Source organism: Serratia ureilytica (genome assembly GCF_017309605.1).
Classification (GTDB): domain Bacteria; phylum Pseudomonadota; class Gammaproteobacteria; order Enterobacterales; family Enterobacteriaceae; genus Serratia; species Serratia ureilytica.
In genome coordinates this window covers 3,096,016-3,114,618 of the sequence record NZ_CP071320.1, presented here as the reverse complement: position 1 = coordinate 3,114,618, position 18,603 = coordinate 3,096,016, and the positions used below count along the sequence as shown (strand labels likewise).

The following is an 18,603-nucleotide window of genomic DNA, read 5'->3' as shown; positions in this document are numbered from 1 at the left end:
ACCCAGGTTTTCCATAACGATAAAAGCGGCGGTTCCAGTCTGCCATCATGGCAGCGCCAGCTTGAACTGGCGCTAAACGTGAGGCGCTTTCCCGCTGGAAAGGGGATAGTAAAGGCTTTCCCGTTAAAGATCACGGTGAGTTATTATCCGCCGGGTGTGCAACCGGCTGCGTTGGGCGTTATACTGGGTAAAAAACCAGTATTCATTCATCAGCAGGATAATGCCACCGCCATGATGCCAAACCGCCTCGAGCCAGAACTCGACATTTATCAATACCCGGAGCACCTGCGCGCCTGCCTGGCGCCGTTGCCCAAAGGGCCGGGCGTGTATGTGTTTCACGGTCAAAGCGAGAGCCTGCCGCTTTACATCGGTAAAAGCGTCAATATACGCAGCCGGGTGATGGCGCACTTCCGCGCGCAGGACGAGGCTAAAATGCTGCGCCAAACCCGACGCATCAGCTTTATCGAGACCGCCGGTGAGTTGGGCGCATTGCTGCTGGAGGCGCAGTTGATCAAACAACAACAGCCGCTGTTCAACAAACGTCTGCGGCGCTCGAAACAGCTGTGCGCGCTGCGCTTGCAGGCTGATGCGGTGACGATTGCTCACGCCAAAGAGATCGACTTCGCCGTCACGCCCCATCTTTACGGGCTGTTTGCCAATCGCCACGCCGCGCTGGAAAAGCTGCGCGCCATCGCCGACGAGCATCGTTTATGTTACGGCAAGCTGGGGATCGACAAGCTGCCGGCGGGGCGAGCCTGTTTCCGCTACAGCCTGCGCAAGTGCGCGGGCGCCTGCTGTGGCGTGGAGTCGGCGCAGGAGCATGCGCTGCGGCTCAGCGCGGCGCTTGAGCAGTTGCGCATCACCTGTTGGCCGTTCGCCGGGCGCGTGGCGCTGGAGGAGCAGGGCGAGACGCTGCGTCAGTACCATGTGATCCACAATTGGTTTTATCTGGGCTCGGTCGGCAATCTGGCGCAGGCGGAGCGGCTACAGAGCGCGGCCAGCCATTTCGACAGCGATGGCTACAAGATTTTGTGCAAGCCGCTTATCGCCGGCGATTACCCGATTATTGAGCTGCCATAAGGCCATAACGCTGGCGATAACCTAAGACTTATCCGTAAAATCAGGGCATTATGCTAAAAAAGCTTGAGTCCATAATGTTGTTATGGATAATAACGCCCCGAAGCGAAGGAACGCGCTATTAACTCAGTTGGCAGAGTGATTGGTTTTATAATGGCTTGTTTTGGCTTGAAAATTGATAGACGCGGGTTCGAGTCCTGCATAGCGCGCCAGCTTTCTTTCACTTCATCTCATCGCGCTTACCGTAAAGCGCACCCGGGTTGATTTGCACTATCGGCTCCTCGTTGGGATTTTCGGGTGTGCTTTACCGTAACCGCTGGCTTTCCTTCCTCTTTCTCTCTCGATCCTTTGCTAAACTGTAATCAGGCAGGCTTGCTGCCCGGCAACAGGAGGTCGATATGTCCCACTCCGAGCAACTGCAGGAACTCTTGCAACGCGTCGCCGCCCTCGAGGCGAGAGAGAAGGCGCTGACCGCCGCGTCCAACGCTTACCAGGCGATTATCACCACCATGTTGGGCAATATGGAGAAGACTGAACGTGATCGCATCATCGCGATGATCGATCAGGCCCATGAAATCGCCTACGCCCGCGCCATTCAACGCAGCAACGAACCGCAAAAGCAGAAAATCAAACAGGCCGACGACGTCGCCCAGCGCATGTTCATGTTTGCGCAAGGCAAAGCCGCTCAACCGCGCTGAAGCCGAACTATAACAGTTGCCGCCATTAAGTTGGTTAACTGATCTACCCGGCAAAACTGTACTTGTGTTACTTTTAGCGGTGAGATTTGATGGCAATGCTGTTTCCAGCATAAGGTTGTAACGATGGACGCGATTAAAAGCATCTTGGTTAAAGAGATTGAACAGATCAATCGGCGCGAAGGGCGCGACGGCAAGCCGCGCTTCAACAGCGAATTCGCCCGCACTCACCGCTATTTGTGCCTTGCCATGTTCGCCGGTTACTTCGCGGTGATCGCCGTGATGTATCAGGTGCCGTACATGGGGATGTATGCCTTCCTCGGCTTCACCGCCTTTGTGCTGTTCATGTTCGCCATGCTGCTGATAGAGATCCGGCCGGTCTACCGCTTTGAAGACATCGGGGTGCTGGATCTGCGAGTGTGCTATAACGGCGAGTGGTACTTCACCCGCGCGCTGTCGCCTTATGCGGTGCAGCAGCTGCTGGATGAGCCGTCCATCGGCGCCGCGCTGAAACAGAAGATGCGGGTGATCATCGGCAACAAGGGCGAAATCGACTTCTACGACGTGTACGACATGGCCTACGGAAAAAAGCCGCAGGATGAGCCATCGCAGCTGGCGGCGGCAAACTGAAAGGTTTCCGGCCGGCGGCTTGTCGATTATACTCAGCGTTTGAACGCGAAGCAGAATGAGGACCAAGCGATGAGTGATGATATTTTCGATTTTGATATCGATGCCGAACTGGCGAAAGCCGAAGAAAAAGCGGCGCAGAAGGTAAAAGAGGTCCCTGAATTCCTCGAAGACGAAGCGGACTGCGAAGGTTGCAAGATCTGATCGCCTGACCCATAAAAAAACCGCCGCGGCGGTTTTTTTTATCTCTGAGCGTCCTCGGCATCAGTCCAGCATGAATCCCCAGATGAGGAACGCCGCCACCAGAATCAGGCAAAGCGCGGACACCGTCACCAGTATTTTCCCCAGAATGTCTTTTTCTTGTTCCCGCTGCGTCACGTTGAAATTATCCAATTAAAAGTCTATGGACCAAACCGGCGATGCTGAGATCGAGCGCCGCTACGCCCAGCGCCATGACCATCATCACCGAAAGAAATCGAGTCTTGCCGTTCACATCCCTAATCCCCGTTGGCGCCGCTGTTAAATTGTTTTTATATCAAACGGATATAATTCAGCGACGCCGTACTTCATACATCATGATAGTGATTAAGAACGTTCTTAAGGCCAGAAGTTCCCTCATCTGATAACGCGGCCGCGTTAGTCGGTCACGATCCTGACGCCTATCTTGCTGACCTGATTGCCCTCCATTTCGGCAATGGTCCAGGTCAGGCCGTCCCACTCCACCTGGTCGCCGATCACCGGTTCACCGCCGATCAGCTGAATGACGAACTGCCCCAGCGTCTGTTGCTCGTCGACATCGTCTTGCAGATTGAGGCCATAAACCTGCGAGATGTCGCTTAAACGGGCGTCGGATTGCAGGATAAAGTCGCCGAAGAAGCGTTCGTCGAGCGTCACGGCCGGCGCTTGGCTAAACAGTTTGCCGAGGATCGGCAGATCGTGCTCATGGCCGATAACGCACAGGATATCGTTCTCGCGCAGCCGGGTACTGCCGCTAGGGTGCAGCAGCTCTTTGCCGCGGAACAGGGCGGCGATGCGGGTATTGGGCGGCATTTTCAGCTCGCGCAGCGCGGCACCGACGCACCAGTTTTCCGCCGAAAGCTGATACACAAACTGTTCCCACTGGTTTTCCGGGTGCACGTCCAGCCCAACGCGGGAGATCGGCGTCAGCGCCGGCGGCACTATCACCTTGGCCTTTTTGGCGGCGAACGACAGCGTGGTGCCTTGCAGCAGCAGGGAGACCAGCACCACGAAGAACGCCACGTTAAAGAACAGCTGGGCGTTGGGCAGCCCGGCCATCATCGGGAACACCGCCAGGATCACCGGTACCGCGCCGCGCAGGCCAACCCAGGAAATAAAGCCGCGTTCGCGCAGGGTAAAGCTGCGGAACGGCAGCAGGCCGATAAACACCGACAGCGGGCGTGCGAACAGGATCATCCACAGCGACAGCAGTAGGGCAGGGATGGCGATCGGCAACAGCTCATGCGGATTGAGCAGCAGGCCGAGCACCAGGAACATGCCGATCTGGCTGAGCCATGCCAGGCCATCGAAGGTTTGCACGATGCCGTGACGGTTGCGAATTGGACGGTTGCCCAGCAGCAGGCCGCACAGGTACACCGCCAGAATGCCGCTGCCGTCCAGCGCGGTGGTCAGCGCGAAAATAAGAATGCCGCCGCTCACCGCCAGCAGCGGGTAGAGGCCGTCCGCCAGCTTGATATGGTTAATCAGCGTCAGCAGCAGCCAGCCGCCGCCGAGACCGAAGACGATGCCCATGCCGAACTGCTGCATCAGATGCAGCGGGAAGGTCCAGCTCAGCGCGGTTTCCCCGGCGGCGATCATCGCAATCAGCGTGATGGTGAGAAATACCGCCATAGGATCGTTGCTGCCGGACTCGATCTCCAGCGTGGCGCTGACGCGTTCGTTCAGGCCTTTGCCGCCCAGCAGCGAAAATACCGCGGCGGCGTCGGTAGAACCGATGATGGCGCCGATCAGCAACCCCTGCAACAGATCGAGATTGAACAGCCAGGCGGCGGCCATGCCGGTCAGCCCGGCGGTGATCACCACGCCGACGGTGGCGAGAGACAGTGCCGGCCACAGGGCCACGCGGAACGAGCTGACCCGGGTGCGCATGCCGCCGTCGAGCAGGATCACCGCCAACGCGAGGTTGCTGACCAGATAAGCGACCGGGTAATTGCTGAAGACGATGCCACCGGGGCCGTCAACGCCGGCCAGCATGCCGATCGCCAGGAAGATCACCAGGATCGGAATGCCGAGCCGGGAAGAAAATGAGCTGAGCAGAATGCTTGCCCCCACCAGCACGGCACCGATGACGAACAAGCTGTTAATGGTGCTGGCATCCAAAATATCGTTCTCCTGAGGCTGGGGGATAGGGGACTCTGCGCGTATTTCGATGATAACGTGTTTAGTGGGTAAAACGCCAAGGCTGATTGCGAAAACAATCGATCAATTATTACCCTTTGGTGCGATTAAACTAAGAAAGTGAGGGGAAGAGGTGAAGTTCTGCCTTTTATCCAACATTATCAGGCTGCTGTATTTCGGTTTTGGCAACAATGCCGGGTTTGCACGGCGGGAAAAACCATTAAGCCCGCGCAGGCAGGCTTAATGGTTTGCAGGCGCGGTAGGGTTAATGGTCGAGCGATTCCAGCGACCGTTTGATCAGCTCGGTGGCCAGTTTGCGTTCCGCTTCGGAAATGCCGTCGAGATTGAAGTTGGAGAGCTCAGCGACCAAAACGCTGCGTTCTTTACCGCTGATCGAAGCGTCCAGCGCGGACAGCAACCTGCTGAGGATCTTCAGCAGGGTGGCGTTTTCCGCTACGGCTTCCTGAGCCTGGGTATTTTTATCGGTCATTCAAAATCCTCTCTGTCGTGACGGAAGGGAGAGACAGGTAACGCCATCGAATCAATCAAGCGATCGCGCAGCCCTTCGGGGGTTGAGCCCAATCACTACCGTAAGGCAGGGATCCGGATTTCTACTTATGCATTGCAGTTATAACGGCCATGTTATCTATGCCGCCGTATCACTTTGCCTTAACGGACGACGTCAAGCTGAACAATGTGTGCTCTGCATGCAAACGACCAGTATAGGCTTTTTGCGCGGCGGTAATATGACAGAAAACCCCTGCAAACATTCAGGTTTACAGGGGCCAGGTTTATTGCGGCTTGCCGGAGAACAGGAAGCGCAGCACCGGGATGCGTTTGTGCAGCTCATATAAAGCGAAGGCCAGCGAGAACACAAACAGCAGGCCCAGCAAGAACCCCAACAGGTTGTTTCCGATATAAGGCGTCACGAAAGCGCCATATATCAGGGTCAACGGATGGTGCACCAGATATATAAACAGCGAGGCGTTGACCAGATAGGTGATGCGCGGCGAGTGATAATTCAGCAGGTTATGCCCGAAAGAGAACACCACATTGGTCATCAGGATCCCCATTAGGGTTTTGATCACCACTTCCAGCTCGAACATATAGCTGCTGTGCGCCAACAGTTTCTGGTTCAGCATATATGCGATAAACAGCAGCAGCGAGCCGAGCAGCGCCAGCGGCGAACGGCGCAGGAAAATCTCTTTAAGCCACACATACTTAAACGCATAGGCGCCGAGGATGAAGAACGGCAGGTAGAACATCGTCTCCATCACCACGAAATTGAACAGGCCATTGGATAATAGCTGCGGCGCGAAAATTAAAATAATACGGTGCGCGGCCGAGTAGCATACCGCATAAATAAAGAAACACAGTGAGATGTTTCCTAATCCACGCATTCTGTTTATTAACGCTGGAATAGGCTCGCGGGTTTGACGCTTGATTTTGCGGAACAGATAAAAGCAGGCGAAGGTTAACAATGACAGGGTCAATAAGAACCACAGATGAGACACCAATTCCCAAACTGTTACATTTATTTTCTGATAGAGAGAAAACTCGTCCCAGCCGTTTAATTTATCGGTGAAATATTTCAGCATGAAAAATTGCGGCACCGTAATTAGCGGGATGGAGCTCAACAGCGGGATCGCCACCCGCTCCAGCCTGACCTTCAGCCACTGATGGCGCTCGTAACGCTCGTAGAGCATGTAGGAGAAGTAGCCGGAAATCACGAAGAACACCTGCATGCGGAAGGCGTGGATGAAGTCGTTCAGCACCGTGAGCGAGAAGGAGGGCGACGCGCTGTTCACCGCCCAGGCGTGGCTGGAATAAATCAGGGAAAGGTGAAACGGAATGCCGAGCAGCATCAAATAGGCTCGGATCGAATCGAGGAAAAACTCGCGCTGTTTGCTGCCTTTAGTCATAGATTACCGCTGGTGATTTAATCGGGTGCTCATTAACACGCTTAATAAGTCGTCAAACGTTAAATTGTTATCCGGAACCCTACTATAGCCCCTCGCATTTTTCCATAGCGTCTTGTTGCGCGGCTTGCTACGCTGGTGCTCCATCAGCTGCTTAAACAATGAGCCGTAAACATGAACCATCCATTTATCATGTTGTCGGAAAGCTGAGTAATCCATTAATATGGATTTAAATGATTTGAGCACACGAATAGGGGGGGATGTGCTAGTTAATATATTATCCGGACAACCACGCGCCGCGAGCGTTCGTTGGTTAGGTGCTACCGTATTGTTCACGCTGTTCAGTTCGCCGGCATGGGCCTTTTCTATTGATGATGTGGCCAAGCAGGCGCAGGATCTGGCTGCGAAAGGTTTCGAAGCCCCGAAGAGCAACCTTCCTTCTCAGTTCCGCGAGATGAAGTTCGCAGACTATCAGCAGATTCAGTTCAATCACGATAAAGCCTATTGGAGCAAGCTGAAAACCCCTTTCAAGCTTGAGTTTTATCATCAGGGGATGTATTTCGATACGCCGGTGAAAATCAACGAAGTCACCTCTACCAGCGTAAAACAGATCAAGTACAGCCCGGATTACTTCAACTTCGGCTCGGTCAAACACGATCCTGAATCAGTGAAGAACCTCGGCTTTGCCGGCTTCAAGGTGCTCTACCCGATCAACAGCGCCGACAAAAACGATGAGATTATGAGCCTGCTGGGCGCGAGCTATTTCCGCGTGGTGGGTAAAGGGCAGGTTTACGGGCTTTCCGCTCGTGGCCTGGCTATCGATACCGCTTTGCCTTCCGGCGAAGAGTTCCCGCGTTTCCGCGAATTCTGGGTTGAGCGTCCGAAGCAGGGCGACAAACACCTGGTGATCTACGCGCTGCTGGATTCCCCGCGCGCCACCGGCGCTTACCGTTTCACGGTGATCCCGGGCCGTGACACCACCGTGGACGTCGAGTCCAAAGTGTTCCTGCGCGATAAGGTGGGCAAATTGGGCCTGGCGCCGCTGACCAGCATGTTCCTGTTCGGCCCGAACCAGCCGTCGCCGACGCTGAACTACCGCCCGGCGCTGCACGATTCCAACGGTCTGTCTATCCATGCCGGCAACGGCGAGTGGATCTGGCGTCCGCTGAACAATCCTAAACACCTGTCCGTCAGCACCTATACCGTTGAGAATCCGAAAGGCTTCGGTCTGCTGCAGCGCGGTCGCAACTTCAAAGAGTACGAAGATCTGGACGATCGTTACGATCTGCGCCCGAGCGCCTGGATCGAACCGAAAGGCGACTGGGGCAAAGGCAAGGTCGAGCTGGTGGAGATCCCAACGGCGGATGAAACCAACGACAACATCGTCGCGTTCTGGACGCCGGATACCTTGCCGGAAGCCAAAAAACCGCTGACGCTGAGCTACCGTCTGAACTTCACCCGCGATGAAGACAAACTGCATTCGCAAGACATCGCCTATGTGGCACGGACCATGCGTTCGACCGGTGACGTGAAGCAGTCCAACCTGATCCGCGAGCCTGACGGCAGCGTCGCCTTCCTGGTCGATTTCGTCGGCCCGGTGCTGAAAGCGCTGGACGCCAATACGCCGGTCGCTTCTCAGATCAGCATCGGCGACAACGGTGAAATGGTAGAAAACAACGTCCGCTATAACCCAGTGACCAAAGGCTGGCGCCTGACGGTGCGTCTGAAAGTGAAAGACGACAAGAAGCCGGTAGAAATGCGCGCGGCGCTGGTCAATGGCGATAAGACACTGTCGGAAACCTGGAGCTATCAGCTACCTGCCAATGAATAAGCCTACTCAACCCGCCCAGGATTATCTTGCGGCGCTGCCTCTGACCGCCGAGCGGTCGGAGGCGCTTACCCCTAAAACGGCGGATGACGCTCAGGCTCTGGAGGCGCTCCATCGGCAGATGGGCGCCGCCGACGCCAACGTCAATAGCCTGTCGGCGGATGACGTGGCGCTGGCCTCGGTCAAACCGCGCATCGAAAGCGCCTGGCCGGATGCGGTCAGCGATGACGACTTCGATACCGACGCCGAAGGGCGCGCCATTCTGAAGGCGACGCCGCCGATCAAACGCACCACCATGTTCCCGGAAGCCTGGCGCACCAACCCGGTGGCGCGCTTCTGGGATTCTCTGCTGGGGCGGTCGCCGCACAATCGGCACGCCACCAAAGAGGAGGCCGAGGCCGAGAACCGCTGGCGTACCGTCGGCTCCATGCGCCGCTATGTGCTGCTGGTGCTGATGCTGGTGCAAACCGGCATCGCCACCTGGTATATGAAAACCATCTTGCCTTACCAGGGCTGGGCGCTGATCGATCCTATCGCCATGCTGGACCAGGATCTGATGCAGTCGGTGCTGCAGCTGCTGCCGTATGTGCTGCAAACCGGCATTCTGATCCTGTTCGCCGTGCTGTTCTGCTGGGTCTCGGCCGGTTTCTGGACCGCGCTGATGGGCTTCCTGCAGCTGCTGATCGGCAAGGACAAATACAGCATTTCCTCCACCATCAAGGGCGATGAGCCGATCAACCCGGCGCACCGCACCGCGCTGATCATGCCGATCTGCAACGAAGACGTCGAACGCGTGTTCGCCGGCCTGCGCGCGACCTATGAGTCCGTCGCCGCGACCGGTCAGCTGGAACACTTCGATATCTACGTGCTGAGCGACAGCTACGATCCGGACATCTGCGTGGCCGAGCAAAAGGCGTGGATGGAGCTGTGCCGCGATGTCGGCGGCCACGGCCGCATCTTCTATCGCCGCCGCCGCCGCCGCGTCAAACGCAAGAGCGGCAACATCGACGACTTCTGCCGTCGCTGGGGCGGTGAGTACAGCTACATGGTGATCCTGGATGCTGACAGCGTGATGAGCGGCGAATGCCTCACCGGGCTGGTACGCCTGATGGAAGCCAACCCAAACGCCGGCATCATCCAGTCCGCGCCGAAGGCGTCCGGCATGGATACCCTGTACGCGCGCGTGCAGCAGTTCGCTACCCGCGTTTACGGGCCGCTGTTTACCGCCGGTCTGCATTTCTGGCAGCTGGGCGAGTCGCACTACTGGGGCCATAACGCCATCATCCGCGTGAAGCCGTTTATCGAGCACTGTGCGCTGGCGCCGCTGCCGGGCGAGGGCTCCTTCGCCGGTTCTATCTTGTCGCACGACTTCGTTGAAGCGGCGCTGATGCGCCGCGCCGGCTGGGGCGTGTGGATCGCTTACGATCTGCCGGGCAGTTACGAAGAGCTGCCACCGAACCTGCTGGATGAGCTGAAACGCGACCGTCGCTGGTGCCACGGCAACCTGATGAACTTCCGCCTGTTCCTGGTGAAGGGCATGCACCCGGTGCACCGCGCGGTGTTCCTCACCGGCGTGATGTCCTACCTGTCGGCGCCGCTGTGGTTCATGTTCCTGGCGCTCTCCACCGCATTGCAGGTGGTGCATACCCTGATGGAGCCGCAATACTTCCTGCAGCCGCGGCAGCTGTTCCCGGTCTGGCCGCAGTGGCGGCCCGAGCTGGCGATAGCGCTGTTCTCCACCACGCTGGTGCTGCTGTTCCTGCCGAAGCTGCTCAGCATCGTGCTGATCTGGGCCAAGGGGGCGAAAGAGTATGGCGGCGCGTTCCGTTTGTTCATTTCGATGCTGATGGAAATGCTGTTCTCGGTGCTGTTGGCGCCGGTGCGCATGCTGTTCCATACCGTGTTCGTGGTGAGCGCCTTCCTCGGTTGGGAAGTGGTGTGGAATTCGCCGCAGCGTGACGACGACGACACGCCGTGGGGCGAAGCGTTCCGCCGCCATGGCTCGCAGATGTTGCTGGGCCTGGTGTGGGCCGGCGGCATGGCGTGGTTGGATCTGCGTTTCCTGTGGTGGCTGTCGCCAATCGTGTTCTCGCTGATCCTGTCGCCGTTCGTGTCGGTGCTGTCGAGCCGCGCGACGCTGGGCATGAAAAGCAAACGCGCCAAGCTGTTCCTGATCCCGGAAGAGTACAATCCGCCGCGTGAGCTGCTGGCGACGGAAGAGTACCTGCATCTCAACCGCAACCGCGCGTTGACCAACGGCTTTATGCACGCGGTGGTCAACCCGTCCTTCAACGCGTTGGCGACGGCGCTGGCGACGGCGCGTCACCACCTGCGCGCGACGCTCGATCGCAATCGCGAGGAGCGGGTAAACGAAGCGCTGCAGCTGGGGCCGGAGAAGCTGGTGAAGGGCAAGCGTCTGGAACTGCTGAGCGATCCGGTCATGCTGGCTCGTCTGCACCAGCGCGTCTGGCTGCTGCCGGAAGGCGCCGCCTGGCGTGAACACTACCAGCAGTTGCCGCACAACCCGCTGGCGCACCCAACGGGTCGGCGTTAATCGCTTAGCGGCAACGCTTAGACGGGGAATGCGCACGGCGCGTTCCCCGTTTTTTTACCTTTTGCCTGAGCGCGCCGGTGCCGGTGAAAAAAGGGAACTGTGATAGACTGCGGCCGATGCGTTGTTCACTCGCGAAACAACCCCTTTCTCAGAGTCAATGTCGTGAAGCTCTCTTCCTACTTTCGCCTGGCCTGCGTGACGGCCGGCGTGATGGCCCTAACCGGCTGCGGCAGCATCATCAGCCGCACCGTGCCCGGCGCCGGGCACGGTCATCAGTATTATCCCGGCGTGCAGTGGGATCTGCGCGATACGCCCTGGCGCTACGTCACGGTGATAGACGTGCCGCTGTCGATGGTGGTGGACACCTTTATGCTGCCGTTCGATGCGCAGCATGGCCCCTACGAGTAACTTCGTTCAGCGGGTGGCGAACACCACCAGCTGATAGCCTTTCTGCCCGCAATGGAAAGGTGCCAGCGCCGTCATCCCCAGCCCTTGCACGTGAGCGGCCAACGAATGCGGATTGTCGTCGTCGATAAACAGTGCGCCCACGTCGTAATCATGGCGGGTGTGCGCTTTGACTGCGGCGTAGAGGCGCTTTAATACGCCTTTGCCGCGCCAGGCCATGCTGAGGCAGACCGGGCCGTAGAGAAATACCCGCTGCTCACGCAGCGGCCGTCCGGCGAATGAGTGCGTGGCGAGCGTCGCCAGCATCGCATCCACCACCGGCGGCCGCGGCTGCGCGTCGGCGGGCATCAGGCAAACGAACCCCGCCAGTTGGCCCTCCTGTTCCGCCACCCATATGCCGATGCCGCGGTTGATCGCCGTCAGCTGCGCTTCATTCATGCGCGATACGATAAATCCCTGCCGTTTTTGGCGCTCATCGAGCGCTTCCGGCACGTTTTCCGCCTGCAGCTGCAAAATGGCGGGGTAGTCGGTGGGGCGGGCCTGGCGAATGTTCATGCTGCCTCCTTGGCGTTCAAAGCGTCGTGCGGGTTAACGTTCATCCCACTCATCGGCGGCGGCCTGGCCTTCTTCGGTATCCAACGGCGGCTCGAGCTGGAAGTCGCCTTCCTCCCATTCGTACAGGGTGTTTTCGTCTATCCACTCGGCGGTGATTTCCACCTCGTCGTAGTCACCGTCGAAGATCGCCTGCGCCGCCGCACCGCTGCGCAGCGTCAGGCATTCCACCGCCTCGCCTTCTTCTTCGAAGAACTCCGCCTGCCACATCGTGTCGCCATCCTGCATCACGTACTTTTGCAGATTGAACTGCTGCGGCACCGGCGGTTCGTCACCGCCGCCGCCTTCGGCGGTGTCGAGAAACTCTTCGCGTGCGGCCTCGATGGCTTCTTCCAGGGTTGCATACAGGCTCATGTTCGCCTCCGTTGGCAATGAGAGTAAAGCGTCCGGCGTGCTGCCGGCGCGGTGGGGGAAACGTCAAAACTAATTGTTGTCTCACTGGCGCAGGATGCAAATTTTTTTGTTGTCCGCTCTGCGACGACGGTTGTCCGCAAAGCGGGAGAAGCAGGCGCGGAGGCGGGAAATAATGACGGTATCGTTCACTCAGGCATCAGGAGAAGCCCATGTTAATCGACCCTTCAAGCAAATACCGACCGTTCCCGCCGGTGACGTTACCGGATCGCCAGTGGCCTTCGCGTACCCTGCGACAGGCGCCGCGCTGGTGCTCCAGCGATCTGCGCGACGGCAACCAGGCGCTGGCGGAGCCTATGGATAACGCGCGCAAGCGCGAGTTCTATCAGCTGCTGTTGCAGTGCGGTTTCAAAGAGATTGAGGTGGCTTTCCCTTCGGCGTCGCAAACGGACTTCGACTTTGTGCGCGCCCTGATCGACGAGCGGCTGATCCCGGACGATGTCACCATTCAGGTGCTGACGCAGTCGCGCGACGATCTGATCGACCGCACCTTCGAGGCGCTGCAGGGGGCGCCGCGGGCTATCGTGCATCTGTATAACGCCACGGCGCCGATGTTTCGCGACATCGTGTTCCGCCAGGATAAGGCGGCTACCGTGGCGCTAGCGGTGAACGGCGCGCGGCGCATTCGCCGGCATTGCGAGGCGCAGCCTGATACCGTCTGGTGTTTCGAATATTCGCCGGAAACCTTCTGCTTTACCGAATTGGCGTTCGCGCTGGAGATCTGCGAAGCGGTGGCGGATGTTTGGCAACCGGGGGCACAGCGGCCGATGATCATCAACCTGCCGGCGACGGTGGAGGTGAGTACGCCCAACGTGTATGCCGATCAGATCGAATGGTTCTGTCGCCACTTCAGCCGTCGCGCTGATGTGACGATCGGCGTGCACCCGCATAACGATCGCGGCACCGGCGTCGCCTGCGCCGAGCTGGCGCTGCTGGCCGGCGCCGATCGGGTCGAAGGCTGCCTGTTCGGCAACGGCGAGCGTACCGGCAACGTCGATCTGGTCACGTTGGCGTTGAATCTCTATACCCAGGGCGTGGCGCCGGGCCTGGACTTCAGCCGCTTGAAGCAGGTGGTGGAGGTGGTGGAACAGTGCAATCAGCTGCCGGTGCATCCTCGCCATCCTTATGCCGGCGAATTGGTGTTTACCGCCTTCTCCGGATCGCATCAGGATGCGATCAAGAAAGGCTTCGCCGCGCAACGGCAGCGGCAAGATGGCTGGTGGCAGGTGCCTTACTTGCCGCTCGATCCCGCCGATGTCGGCTGCAGCTATGAGGCAGTGATCCGGGTTAACAGCCAGTCCGGCAAAAGCGGCGCCGCCTGGCTGTTGGAGCAGAACCATGGGCTGGCGCTGCCGCGCGGTTTGCAGATTGATTTCAGCCAGGTGGTCCAGCGGGCGACCGACGGCAGCGGGAAGGAAATGAGCGGCGCACAGCTGTGGCGCTTATTCCGCGACACTTACGGGCTGGTGGAGCAGCCGCGCTTGCAGCTGTTGAGCTATCAAACGGAAAGTCACGGCGTGGAAGCGTACAGTTTCAACGCGCGAGTCGCCTGGCAGGGGGAGCCTCTGCAGCTGCAGGGGGCCGGCAACGGCCTGCTTTCCAGCGCGGTGGATGCGCTGCGCCAACGCTTCGGTTTGCCGTTGGCTATCGAAGATTACCACGAGCATACGCTGGGGCATCAGAGCGACAGCCGAGCGGTGGCTTACATTCGCTGCGTTTTGCCGCACGGCGAGGCGAGCTACGGCGTTGGCATCGACGTCGACTCCGCCAGCGCTTCGCTGCAGGCGTTGTTCAACGTCGCCGGGCGCTATCTGGCGTCAACGTCGGCGCGGCCCGGCTGAAATAGTCGCTGGGCGCTACCCCCAGCACCCGGCGAAACATGGCGCTGAACGCGCTGGGGCTGTCATAGCCGAGATCCAGCGCCACTTCCAACACCGAACGTCCGATCGCCAGCGCGTTCAGCGCCGCCAGTAAACGGGCGCGTCGCACCCAATCGCCAAAACGCAGCCCGGTTTCTCGCTGGAAGCGCCGCGACAGGGTGCGTCCGCTGACATTGAGGCGTTCGGCCGCCTGTTCCAGCGTCCAGGGCTGCGCCAGCGTGACCTGAATATGGCGGCACAGGGCGAGCAGCGAGGCCTCGCGCGGTTCGGGCAGGTGCAGCGGCAGGCTCGGCAGCACCCGTAATTCATCCAGAATCAACTCCATGATGCGCTCGTCGCGCCCGCCGCTGGGGTAGCCGGGCGCAATCTCCATCGCGCTGATAATCAGCTCGCGCAGCAGCGGCGACACCTGCACCACCTGGCACTGAGCCGGCAGATCGGCGCGCGCCAGCGGATCGATGAATAACGTCCTGGCCGCTACCTGGCCGGTGATGCGTAGACTGTGCACCACTTTCGCCGGTACCCAGACGCCGCGGCCGGGCGGCACCACCCAACTGCCGAGCCGGGTAGTGACCTGCACCACGCCGCTCAGGCTGTGGATCAGCTGCGCGCAGTTATGGTAGTGCTCCGGCTCGCTGTCGCCATGATGATAATCCCTGGCTAACGGCCGGACAGGCTGATCGGGCGGCAGAACGTCGTGAAAAAATAGCATCGCTGGCGCCCTCCGCGCGGCAAAAGGATAAGACCAAACAGCATGCCATGCGGCGTTATTTCACGCCAGCCTGTGGCTTTGTGTGCGAATACTTTATAAAATAATATTATATAATTTTATATATTGATGGGGGAGCAATGGATATTGACGCGATGCGTAAGGCGGCGACGCAGGCCGGCACGATGCTGCGTACCCTGGGCAACGAAGATCGGCTGCTGCTGCTGTGCCGGCTCAGTCAGGGCGAGATGGCGGTAAGCGAGCTGGCGCAGGCGCTGGATATCCGCCAGCCGACGCTGTCCCAGCAGCTTGGCGTGCTGCGGGAGGAAGGGTTGGTGTCCACCCGGCGCGCCGGCAAGCAGATTTACTATGCGGTGGCCGATGCCAAAGCGCTGGCGCTGCTCCATACCCTGTATCAGCTTTATTGCCCACAACCGGAGAACCGCGATGACCATTGACTGGCAACACTTCACGCCTTATTCCGCGCTGGCGGGCGGGGCCATTATCGGCGGCGCGGTGGCGCTGCTGCTGCTGTTCAACGGCCGGATCGCCGGCATCAGCGGCATTACCGGCGGTGTATTGAGTGCCGCTGGCCAGGAGCGGGGCTGGCGCGCCGCATTTATTGGCGGGTTGCTGCTCTCTCCCTGGCTGTATGCTGCCGCTGCGGCTTTGCCTCCTGGTGAGATCGCGGTCGGCAACGGTGGGCTGGCGGCCGCAGGGCTGTTGGTGGGATTGGGCACTCGATTGGGCAGCGGTTGCACCAGCGGGCACGGCGTGTGCGGCGTCGCACGGTTGGCGCCGCGTTCGCTGGCCGCCACGGCGGTGTTTATGCTGCTGGGCTTTATGACCGTGTGGTTGATGCGCCACCTGGCGGGAGGTTGAGAATGCTTAAAACGCTGTTGGCGCTGCTGAGCGGCGTCATTTTTGGTCTGGGGCTGATCGTCGCCGGCATGGCCAATCCGGCCAAAGTGTTGGCGTTTCTCGACGTTACCGGCGCGTGGGATCCCTCGCTGGCGTTGGTGATGGCTGGTGCGATCGCGGTGGCGGCGCCGGCCTTCCTGTGGGCGAGGCGACGAGAGCGTAGCCTGTTGGGGGAAACGCTGCAGATCCCGGCCGCCGGGCGTCTGGATCGTCGTTTGCTGGCGGGCAGCGCGCTGTTCGGCATCGGCTGGGGCATCGCGGGTATTTGCCCCGGCCCAGCCTGGGTGTTGGCCGGGGCGGAGATAAGCCGGGTATGGCCGTTCCTGCTGGCAATGCTGGCGGGCATGGCGCTGTATGACGTTATCATGAGGAGGAGGAGGACATGTCGATAGCCAAAGCGGTGTTGCGCATCGCGCGCCCGACCGATCGGTTGCAAGAGATTGCTACGCTGTATTGCCGCGGGCTGGGGTTCGAAAAGCTGGGCGAGTTTGTCGATCATCAGGGGTTCGACGGCATGATGATCGGGCATCCGCAGCATGCCTACCATCTGGAGTTCACGCAGCATCGCGGGGTACGGGTCGGGCAGGCGCCGACGCAGGATCATCTGCTGGTATTTTATCTGCCGGATGAGAACGAATGGCGGGCCGCGTGTGAGCGGATGCGGGCGGCGGGATTCTTATCGGTCGCCGCCTATAATCCCTATTGGGATCGGGCGGGGCAAACCTTTGAAGATCCTGATGGCTACCGAGTGGTATTGCAGCATCAGGCCTGGCAAGCATAAAAAAACCGGCGCATCGAGCGCCGGTTTGCGAGATAAAACGGGCTATCCGTCAGGCGTTGGTCGCCGGTTTTTGCGCGCTCTTGGACTGGGTATTTTCCAGCATGCGGCGAATCGGCACGATCAGCACGATAAGCACGGCGGCGCAGATCAGCAACGCGACTGAGCAGCGGGCGAACAGATTCGGCAGCATATCCAGTTGGTCGGCCTTGACGTGACCGCCGATCAGACCGGCTGCCAGGTTGCCCAACGCGCTGGCGCAGAACCACAGCCCCATCATCTGACCGCGCATTCTCTCCGGCGCCAGCAGCGTCATGGTGGCCAGCCCGATCGGGCTCAGGCACAGTTCACCCAGCGTCAGCATCAGGATACTGCCCACCAGCCACATCGGCGATACGCCGGCGCCGCCATTGCTCAGCACATTCTGCGCGGCCAGCATCATCAGGCCAAAACCGCCGGCGGCGCACAGGATACCGATCACGAACTTGGTGATGCTGCTCGGACGCACGTTATTGCGCGCCAGCGCAGGCCAGGCCCAGCTGAAGACCGGTGCCAGCAGGATGATGAACAGGGCGTTGATCGACTGGAACCATACCGCCGGGATCTCGAAGTCGCCGATCATGCGATTGGTGTAATCGTTGGCGAACAGGTTAAACGAGGTCGGTTTCTGTTCAAACGCTGACCAGAAGAACGCGGCGGAGATCAGCAGGATGAAGCACACCAGCAGGCGTGCGCGCTCTTTGCGGCTCAGGCCGGCAAAGGCGAACAGATAGATGAAGTACAACGTGACCGACGCGGCGATCACGTACACCAGCACGCTGGCCACCTCGACCGGATTGATGACGATAGTGCCTTGGGCGATCAGCACGATGACCGCCACCAGGATGGCCGCCAACGCCAGCAACCAGGTGCCGACGCCTTTTTTCTTCGCGACCGGGCTGTTCCAGGTGGAGTCCAGGCCCACTTCGCGGTCATAGCGTTTCATCGCCGGGACGGCGAACACCCGGAAGATCACCAACGCCACCAGCATCCCGATGCCGCCGATGCCGAAGCCCCAGTGCCAGCCGTGTGACTTGATCAGCCAGCCGGAGATCAGCGGGGCGATGAACGAACCGATGTTGATGCCCATGTAGAACAGCGAGAAACCGCCGTCGCGACGCGCATCGCCTTTCTTGTACAGCGTACCGACCATCACCGAGATACAGGTCTTGAACAGGCCGGAACCGAGCACGATGAACATCAGACCGATGAAGAACAGGTTGGTGCCCATCACTGCGGACAGCGCGATCGACAGGTGGCCGAGCGCGATCAGGATCGAACCGTACCAGACGGCCTTGCGTTGGCCGAGCCAGTTGTCCGCCAGCCAGCCGCCGGGCAGCGCCGCCAGGTACATGCTGCCGGCGAAGATGCCGACGATCGCCGACGCGTTCTCGCGCGCCAGGCCCAGGCCGCCGTCGTACACCGTGGCGGCCATAAACAGGATCAGCAGCGGACGGATGCCGTAGAACGAGAAGCGCTCCCACATTTCGGTGAAGAACAGAGAACCCAGCGGATAGGGATGGCCGAAGAAGGTCCGGCTTTCTGACTTATTGACAGAGGATTGCATAACGATTTCCCAATAAAAAGGCGCTGCATGGCTGCAGCCCGTACTGTGGTTGTATGTGTATTTAATGAAGGCGATCCGCCCAATGCGGATTACCCGACAAAACCGTGGCTGCAACGCTGATAAACCGTGGAAAGCGTGCTGACCTTTTTTCACTTGGCCGATGGTTCACATCTGGCGTGATATTATTTAACCATTTGATAACTGG

Annotated in this window: 20 protein-coding genes and 1 tRNA gene; 13 read left to right on the top strand and 8 right to left on the bottom strand. The window is 59.3% G+C overall.

Features of this window, described 5'->3' with window-relative positions:
• The first annotated feature begins 231 nt into the window (after window positions 1-231).
• From cho to J0X03_RS24270, 5 genes are all read left to right on the top strand, one after another.
• Window positions 232-1,080, top strand: a complete 849-nt coding sequence (gene cho, locus J0X03_RS14625) for an excinuclease Cho (protein WP_033644249.1) — start codon at window positions 232-234, stop codon at window positions 1,078-1,080.
• Between the two features lie 112 nt (window positions 1,081-1,192).
• Window positions 1,193-1,289 (top strand) — tRNA-OTHER (locus J0X03_RS14620).
• Window positions 1,290-1,475: 186 nt separating this feature from the next.
• The gene (locus J0X03_RS14615; RefSeq protein WP_033642650.1) at window positions 1,476-1,775 is read left to right on the top strand and encodes a sigma-S stabilization anti-adapter protein IraP; all 300 of its coding nucleotides are present in this window, start codon (window positions 1,476-1,478) and stop codon (window positions 1,773-1,775) included.
• 123 nt (window positions 1,776-1,898) lie between these two features.
• A complete protein-coding gene (locus J0X03_RS14610; protein WP_047026308.1) occupies window positions 1,899-2,402 on the top strand; it encodes a YlaC family protein in 504 nt (167 codons plus the stop codon).
• Window positions 2,403-2,471: 69 nt separating this feature from the next.
• On the top strand, window positions 2,472-2,603 hold the full coding sequence (locus tag J0X03_RS24270) for a hypothetical protein (protein ID WP_015377413.1): 132 nt from the start codon (window positions 2,472-2,474) through the stop codon (window positions 2,601-2,603).
• 60 nt (window positions 2,604-2,663) lie between these two features.
• Here the strand turns inward: J0X03_RS24270 and J0X03_RS24265 are convergent, their stop codons facing one another.
• The 4 genes from J0X03_RS24265 to mdoC all read right to left on the bottom strand — a co-directional run bounded on the left by J0X03_RS24265 (window position 2,664) and on the right by mdoC (window position 6,697).
• Window positions 2,664-2,792, bottom strand: coding sequence for a hypothetical protein (locus J0X03_RS24265; protein WP_033642652.1), 129 nt, complete (start codon window positions 2,790-2,792; stop codon window positions 2,664-2,666).
• Window positions 2,793-3,035: 243 nt separating this feature from the next.
• On the bottom strand, window positions 3,036-4,757 hold the full coding sequence (locus tag J0X03_RS14605; protein ID WP_004927894.1) for a potassium/proton antiporter: 1,722 nt from the start codon (window positions 4,755-4,757) through the stop codon (window positions 3,036-3,038).
• A 283-nt stretch (window positions 4,758-5,040) separates the two neighbouring features.
• Window positions 5,041-5,265: a hypothetical protein gene (locus J0X03_RS14600; protein WP_033642653.1), complete on the bottom strand. Its 225-nt coding sequence runs from the start codon at window positions 5,263-5,265 to the stop codon at window positions 5,041-5,043.
• 301 nt (window positions 5,266-5,566) lie between these two features.
• Complete coding sequence (gene mdoC / locus J0X03_RS14595; RefSeq protein WP_042784177.1) at window positions 5,567-6,697, bottom strand: glucans biosynthesis protein MdoC; 1,131 nt, start codon at window positions 6,695-6,697, stop codon at window positions 5,567-5,569.
• A 259-nt stretch (window positions 6,698-6,956) separates the two neighbouring features.
• On the opposite strand from mdoC, the gene mdoG reads away from it, so the two are divergent.
• From mdoG to J0X03_RS14580, 3 genes are all read left to right on the top strand, one after another.
• The gene (gene mdoG / locus J0X03_RS14590) at window positions 6,957-8,525 is read left to right on the top strand and encodes a glucans biosynthesis protein MdoG (RefSeq protein ID WP_169539530.1); all 1,569 of its coding nucleotides are present in this window, start codon (window positions 6,957-6,959) and stop codon (window positions 8,523-8,525) included.
• The gene (mdoH, locus tag J0X03_RS14585) at window positions 8,518-11,076 is read left to right on the top strand and encodes a glucans biosynthesis glucosyltransferase MdoH (RefSeq protein WP_160204169.1); all 2,559 of its coding nucleotides are present in this window, start codon (window positions 8,518-8,520) and stop codon (window positions 11,074-11,076) included. Before mdoG ends, mdoH begins: the two co-directional genes overlap by 8 nt.
• Window positions 11,077-11,286: 210 nt before the next feature.
• The gene (locus J0X03_RS14580) at window positions 11,287-11,484 is read left to right on the top strand and encodes a YceK/YidQ family lipoprotein (RefSeq protein ID WP_016928222.1); all 198 of its coding nucleotides are present in this window, start codon (window positions 11,287-11,289) and stop codon (window positions 11,482-11,484) included.
• Window positions 11,485-11,490: 6 nt separating this feature from the next.
• On the opposite strand, the gene J0X03_RS14575 is transcribed toward J0X03_RS14580, so the two are convergent.
• Both J0X03_RS14575 and J0X03_RS14570 read right to left on the bottom strand, forming a co-directional pair.
• Window positions 11,491-12,036 (bottom strand): GNAT family N-acetyltransferase, encoded by a 546-nt coding sequence (locus tag J0X03_RS14575; protein WP_033650724.1) that lies wholly within the window; start codon window positions 12,034-12,036, stop codon window positions 11,491-11,493.
• Window positions 12,037-12,069: 33 nt separating this feature from the next.
• Window positions 12,070-12,447: a MysB family protein gene (locus J0X03_RS14570; protein WP_015377419.1), complete on the bottom strand. Its 378-nt coding sequence runs from the start codon at window positions 12,445-12,447 to the stop codon at window positions 12,070-12,072.
• Between the two features lie 209 nt (window positions 12,448-12,656).
• On the opposite strand from J0X03_RS14570, the gene leuA reads away from it, so the two are divergent.
• Window positions 12,657-14,345, top strand: coding sequence for a 2-isopropylmalate synthase (gene leuA / locus J0X03_RS14565; RefSeq protein WP_033642661.1), 1,689 nt, complete (start codon window positions 12,657-12,659; stop codon window positions 14,343-14,345).
• Here the strand turns inward: leuA and J0X03_RS14560 are convergent.
• The gene (locus tag J0X03_RS14560; RefSeq protein ID WP_103101172.1) at window positions 14,296-15,096 is read right to left on the bottom strand and encodes an AraC family transcriptional regulator; all 801 of its coding nucleotides are present in this window, start codon (window positions 15,094-15,096) and stop codon (window positions 14,296-14,298) included. The genes leuA and J0X03_RS14560 overlap by 50 nt on opposite strands.
• A 137-nt stretch (window positions 15,097-15,233) precedes the next feature.
• Between J0X03_RS14560 and J0X03_RS14555 the strand changes: the two genes are divergently transcribed.
• The 4 genes from J0X03_RS14555 to J0X03_RS14540 are packed head-to-tail and all read left to right on the top strand — an operon-like array spanning window position 15,234 to window position 16,795.
• Window positions 15,234-15,551, top strand: a complete 318-nt coding sequence (locus J0X03_RS14555) for an ArsR/SmtB family transcription factor (protein ID WP_033642663.1) — start codon at window positions 15,234-15,236, stop codon at window positions 15,549-15,551.
• Window positions 15,541-15,975 (top strand): YeeE/YedE family protein, encoded by a 435-nt coding sequence (locus tag J0X03_RS14550; RefSeq protein ID WP_160204170.1) that lies wholly within the window; start codon window positions 15,541-15,543, stop codon window positions 15,973-15,975. Before J0X03_RS14555 ends, J0X03_RS14550 begins: the two co-directional genes overlap by 11 nt.
• 2 nt (window positions 15,976-15,977) lie before the next feature.
• Complete coding sequence (locus J0X03_RS14545; protein WP_033650730.1) at window positions 15,978-16,406, top strand: YeeE/YedE family protein; 429 nt, start codon at window positions 15,978-15,980, stop codon at window positions 16,404-16,406.
• Entirely contained in the window at window positions 16,397-16,795 is a 399-nt protein-coding gene (locus J0X03_RS14540; RefSeq protein WP_033642666.1) for a VOC family protein, read from the top strand. Before J0X03_RS14545 ends, J0X03_RS14540 begins: the two co-directional genes overlap by 10 nt.
• 49 nt (window positions 16,796-16,844) lie before the next feature.
• On the opposite strand, the gene J0X03_RS14535 is transcribed toward J0X03_RS14540, so the two are convergent.
• Window positions 16,845-18,398: a peptide MFS transporter gene (locus tag J0X03_RS14535; protein WP_033642667.1), complete on the bottom strand. Its 1,554-nt coding sequence runs from the start codon at window positions 18,396-18,398 to the stop codon at window positions 16,845-16,847.
• Window positions 18,399-18,603: the final 205 nt, after the last annotated feature.

Excerpts from the sequence above, each read along its gene's own strand:
- J0X03_RS14570 (WP_015377419.1), bottom strand. The coding sequence starts at position 12,447 with ATGAGCCTGTATGCAACCCTGGAAGAAGCCATCGAGGCCGCACGCGAA.
- J0X03_RS14575 (WP_033650724.1), bottom strand. The coding sequence starts at position 12,036 with ATGAACATTCGCCAGGCCCGCCCCACCGACTACCCCGCCATTTTGCAG.
- J0X03_RS14540 (WP_033642666.1), top strand. The coding sequence starts at position 16,397 with ATGTCGATAGCCAAAGCGGTGTTGCGCATCGCGCGCCCGACCGATCGG.
- mdoH (WP_160204169.1), top strand. The coding sequence starts at position 8,518 with ATGAATAAGCCTACTCAACCCGCCCAGGATTATCTTGCGGCGCTGCCT.
- J0X03_RS14560 (WP_103101172.1), bottom strand. The coding sequence starts at position 15,096 with ATGCTATTTTTTCACGACGTTCTGCCGCCCGATCAGCCTGTCCGGCCG.
- J0X03_RS14610 (WP_047026308.1), top strand. The coding sequence starts at position 1,899 with ATGGACGCGATTAAAAGCATCTTGGTTAAAGAGATTGAACAGATCAAT.
- J0X03_RS14580 (WP_016928222.1), top strand. The coding sequence starts at position 11,287 with ATGGCCCTAACCGGCTGCGGCAGCATCATCAGCCGCACCGTGCCCGGC.
- leuA (WP_033642661.1), top strand. The coding sequence starts at position 12,657 with ATGTTAATCGACCCTTCAAGCAAATACCGACCGTTCCCGCCGGTGACG.
- J0X03_RS14600 (WP_033642653.1), bottom strand. The coding sequence starts at position 5,265 with ATGACCGATAAAAATACCCAGGCTCAGGAAGCCGTAGCGGAAAACGCC.
- J0X03_RS14545 (WP_033650730.1), top strand. The coding sequence starts at position 15,978 with ATGCTTAAAACGCTGTTGGCGCTGCTGAGCGGCGTCATTTTTGGTCTG.
- J0X03_RS24270 (WP_015377413.1), top strand. The coding sequence starts at position 2,472 with ATGAGTGATGATATTTTCGATTTTGATATCGATGCCGAACTGGCGAAA.
- mdoC (WP_042784177.1), bottom strand. The coding sequence starts at position 6,697 with ATGACTAAAGGCAGCAAACAGCGCGAGTTTTTCCTCGATTCGATCCGA.
- J0X03_RS14555 (WP_033642663.1), top strand. The coding sequence starts at position 15,234 with ATGGATATTGACGCGATGCGTAAGGCGGCGACGCAGGCCGGCACGATG.
- J0X03_RS14615 (WP_033642650.1), top strand. The coding sequence starts at position 1,476 with ATGTCCCACTCCGAGCAACTGCAGGAACTCTTGCAACGCGTCGCCGCC.
- J0X03_RS14535 (WP_033642667.1), bottom strand. The coding sequence starts at position 18,398 with ATGCAATCCTCTGTCAATAAGTCAGAAAGCCGGACCTTCTTCGGCCAT.
- cho (WP_033644249.1), top strand. The coding sequence starts at position 232 with ATGATGCCAAACCGCCTCGAGCCAGAACTCGACATTTATCAATACCCG.
- J0X03_RS14550 (WP_160204170.1), top strand. The coding sequence starts at position 15,541 with ATGACCATTGACTGGCAACACTTCACGCCTTATTCCGCGCTGGCGGGC.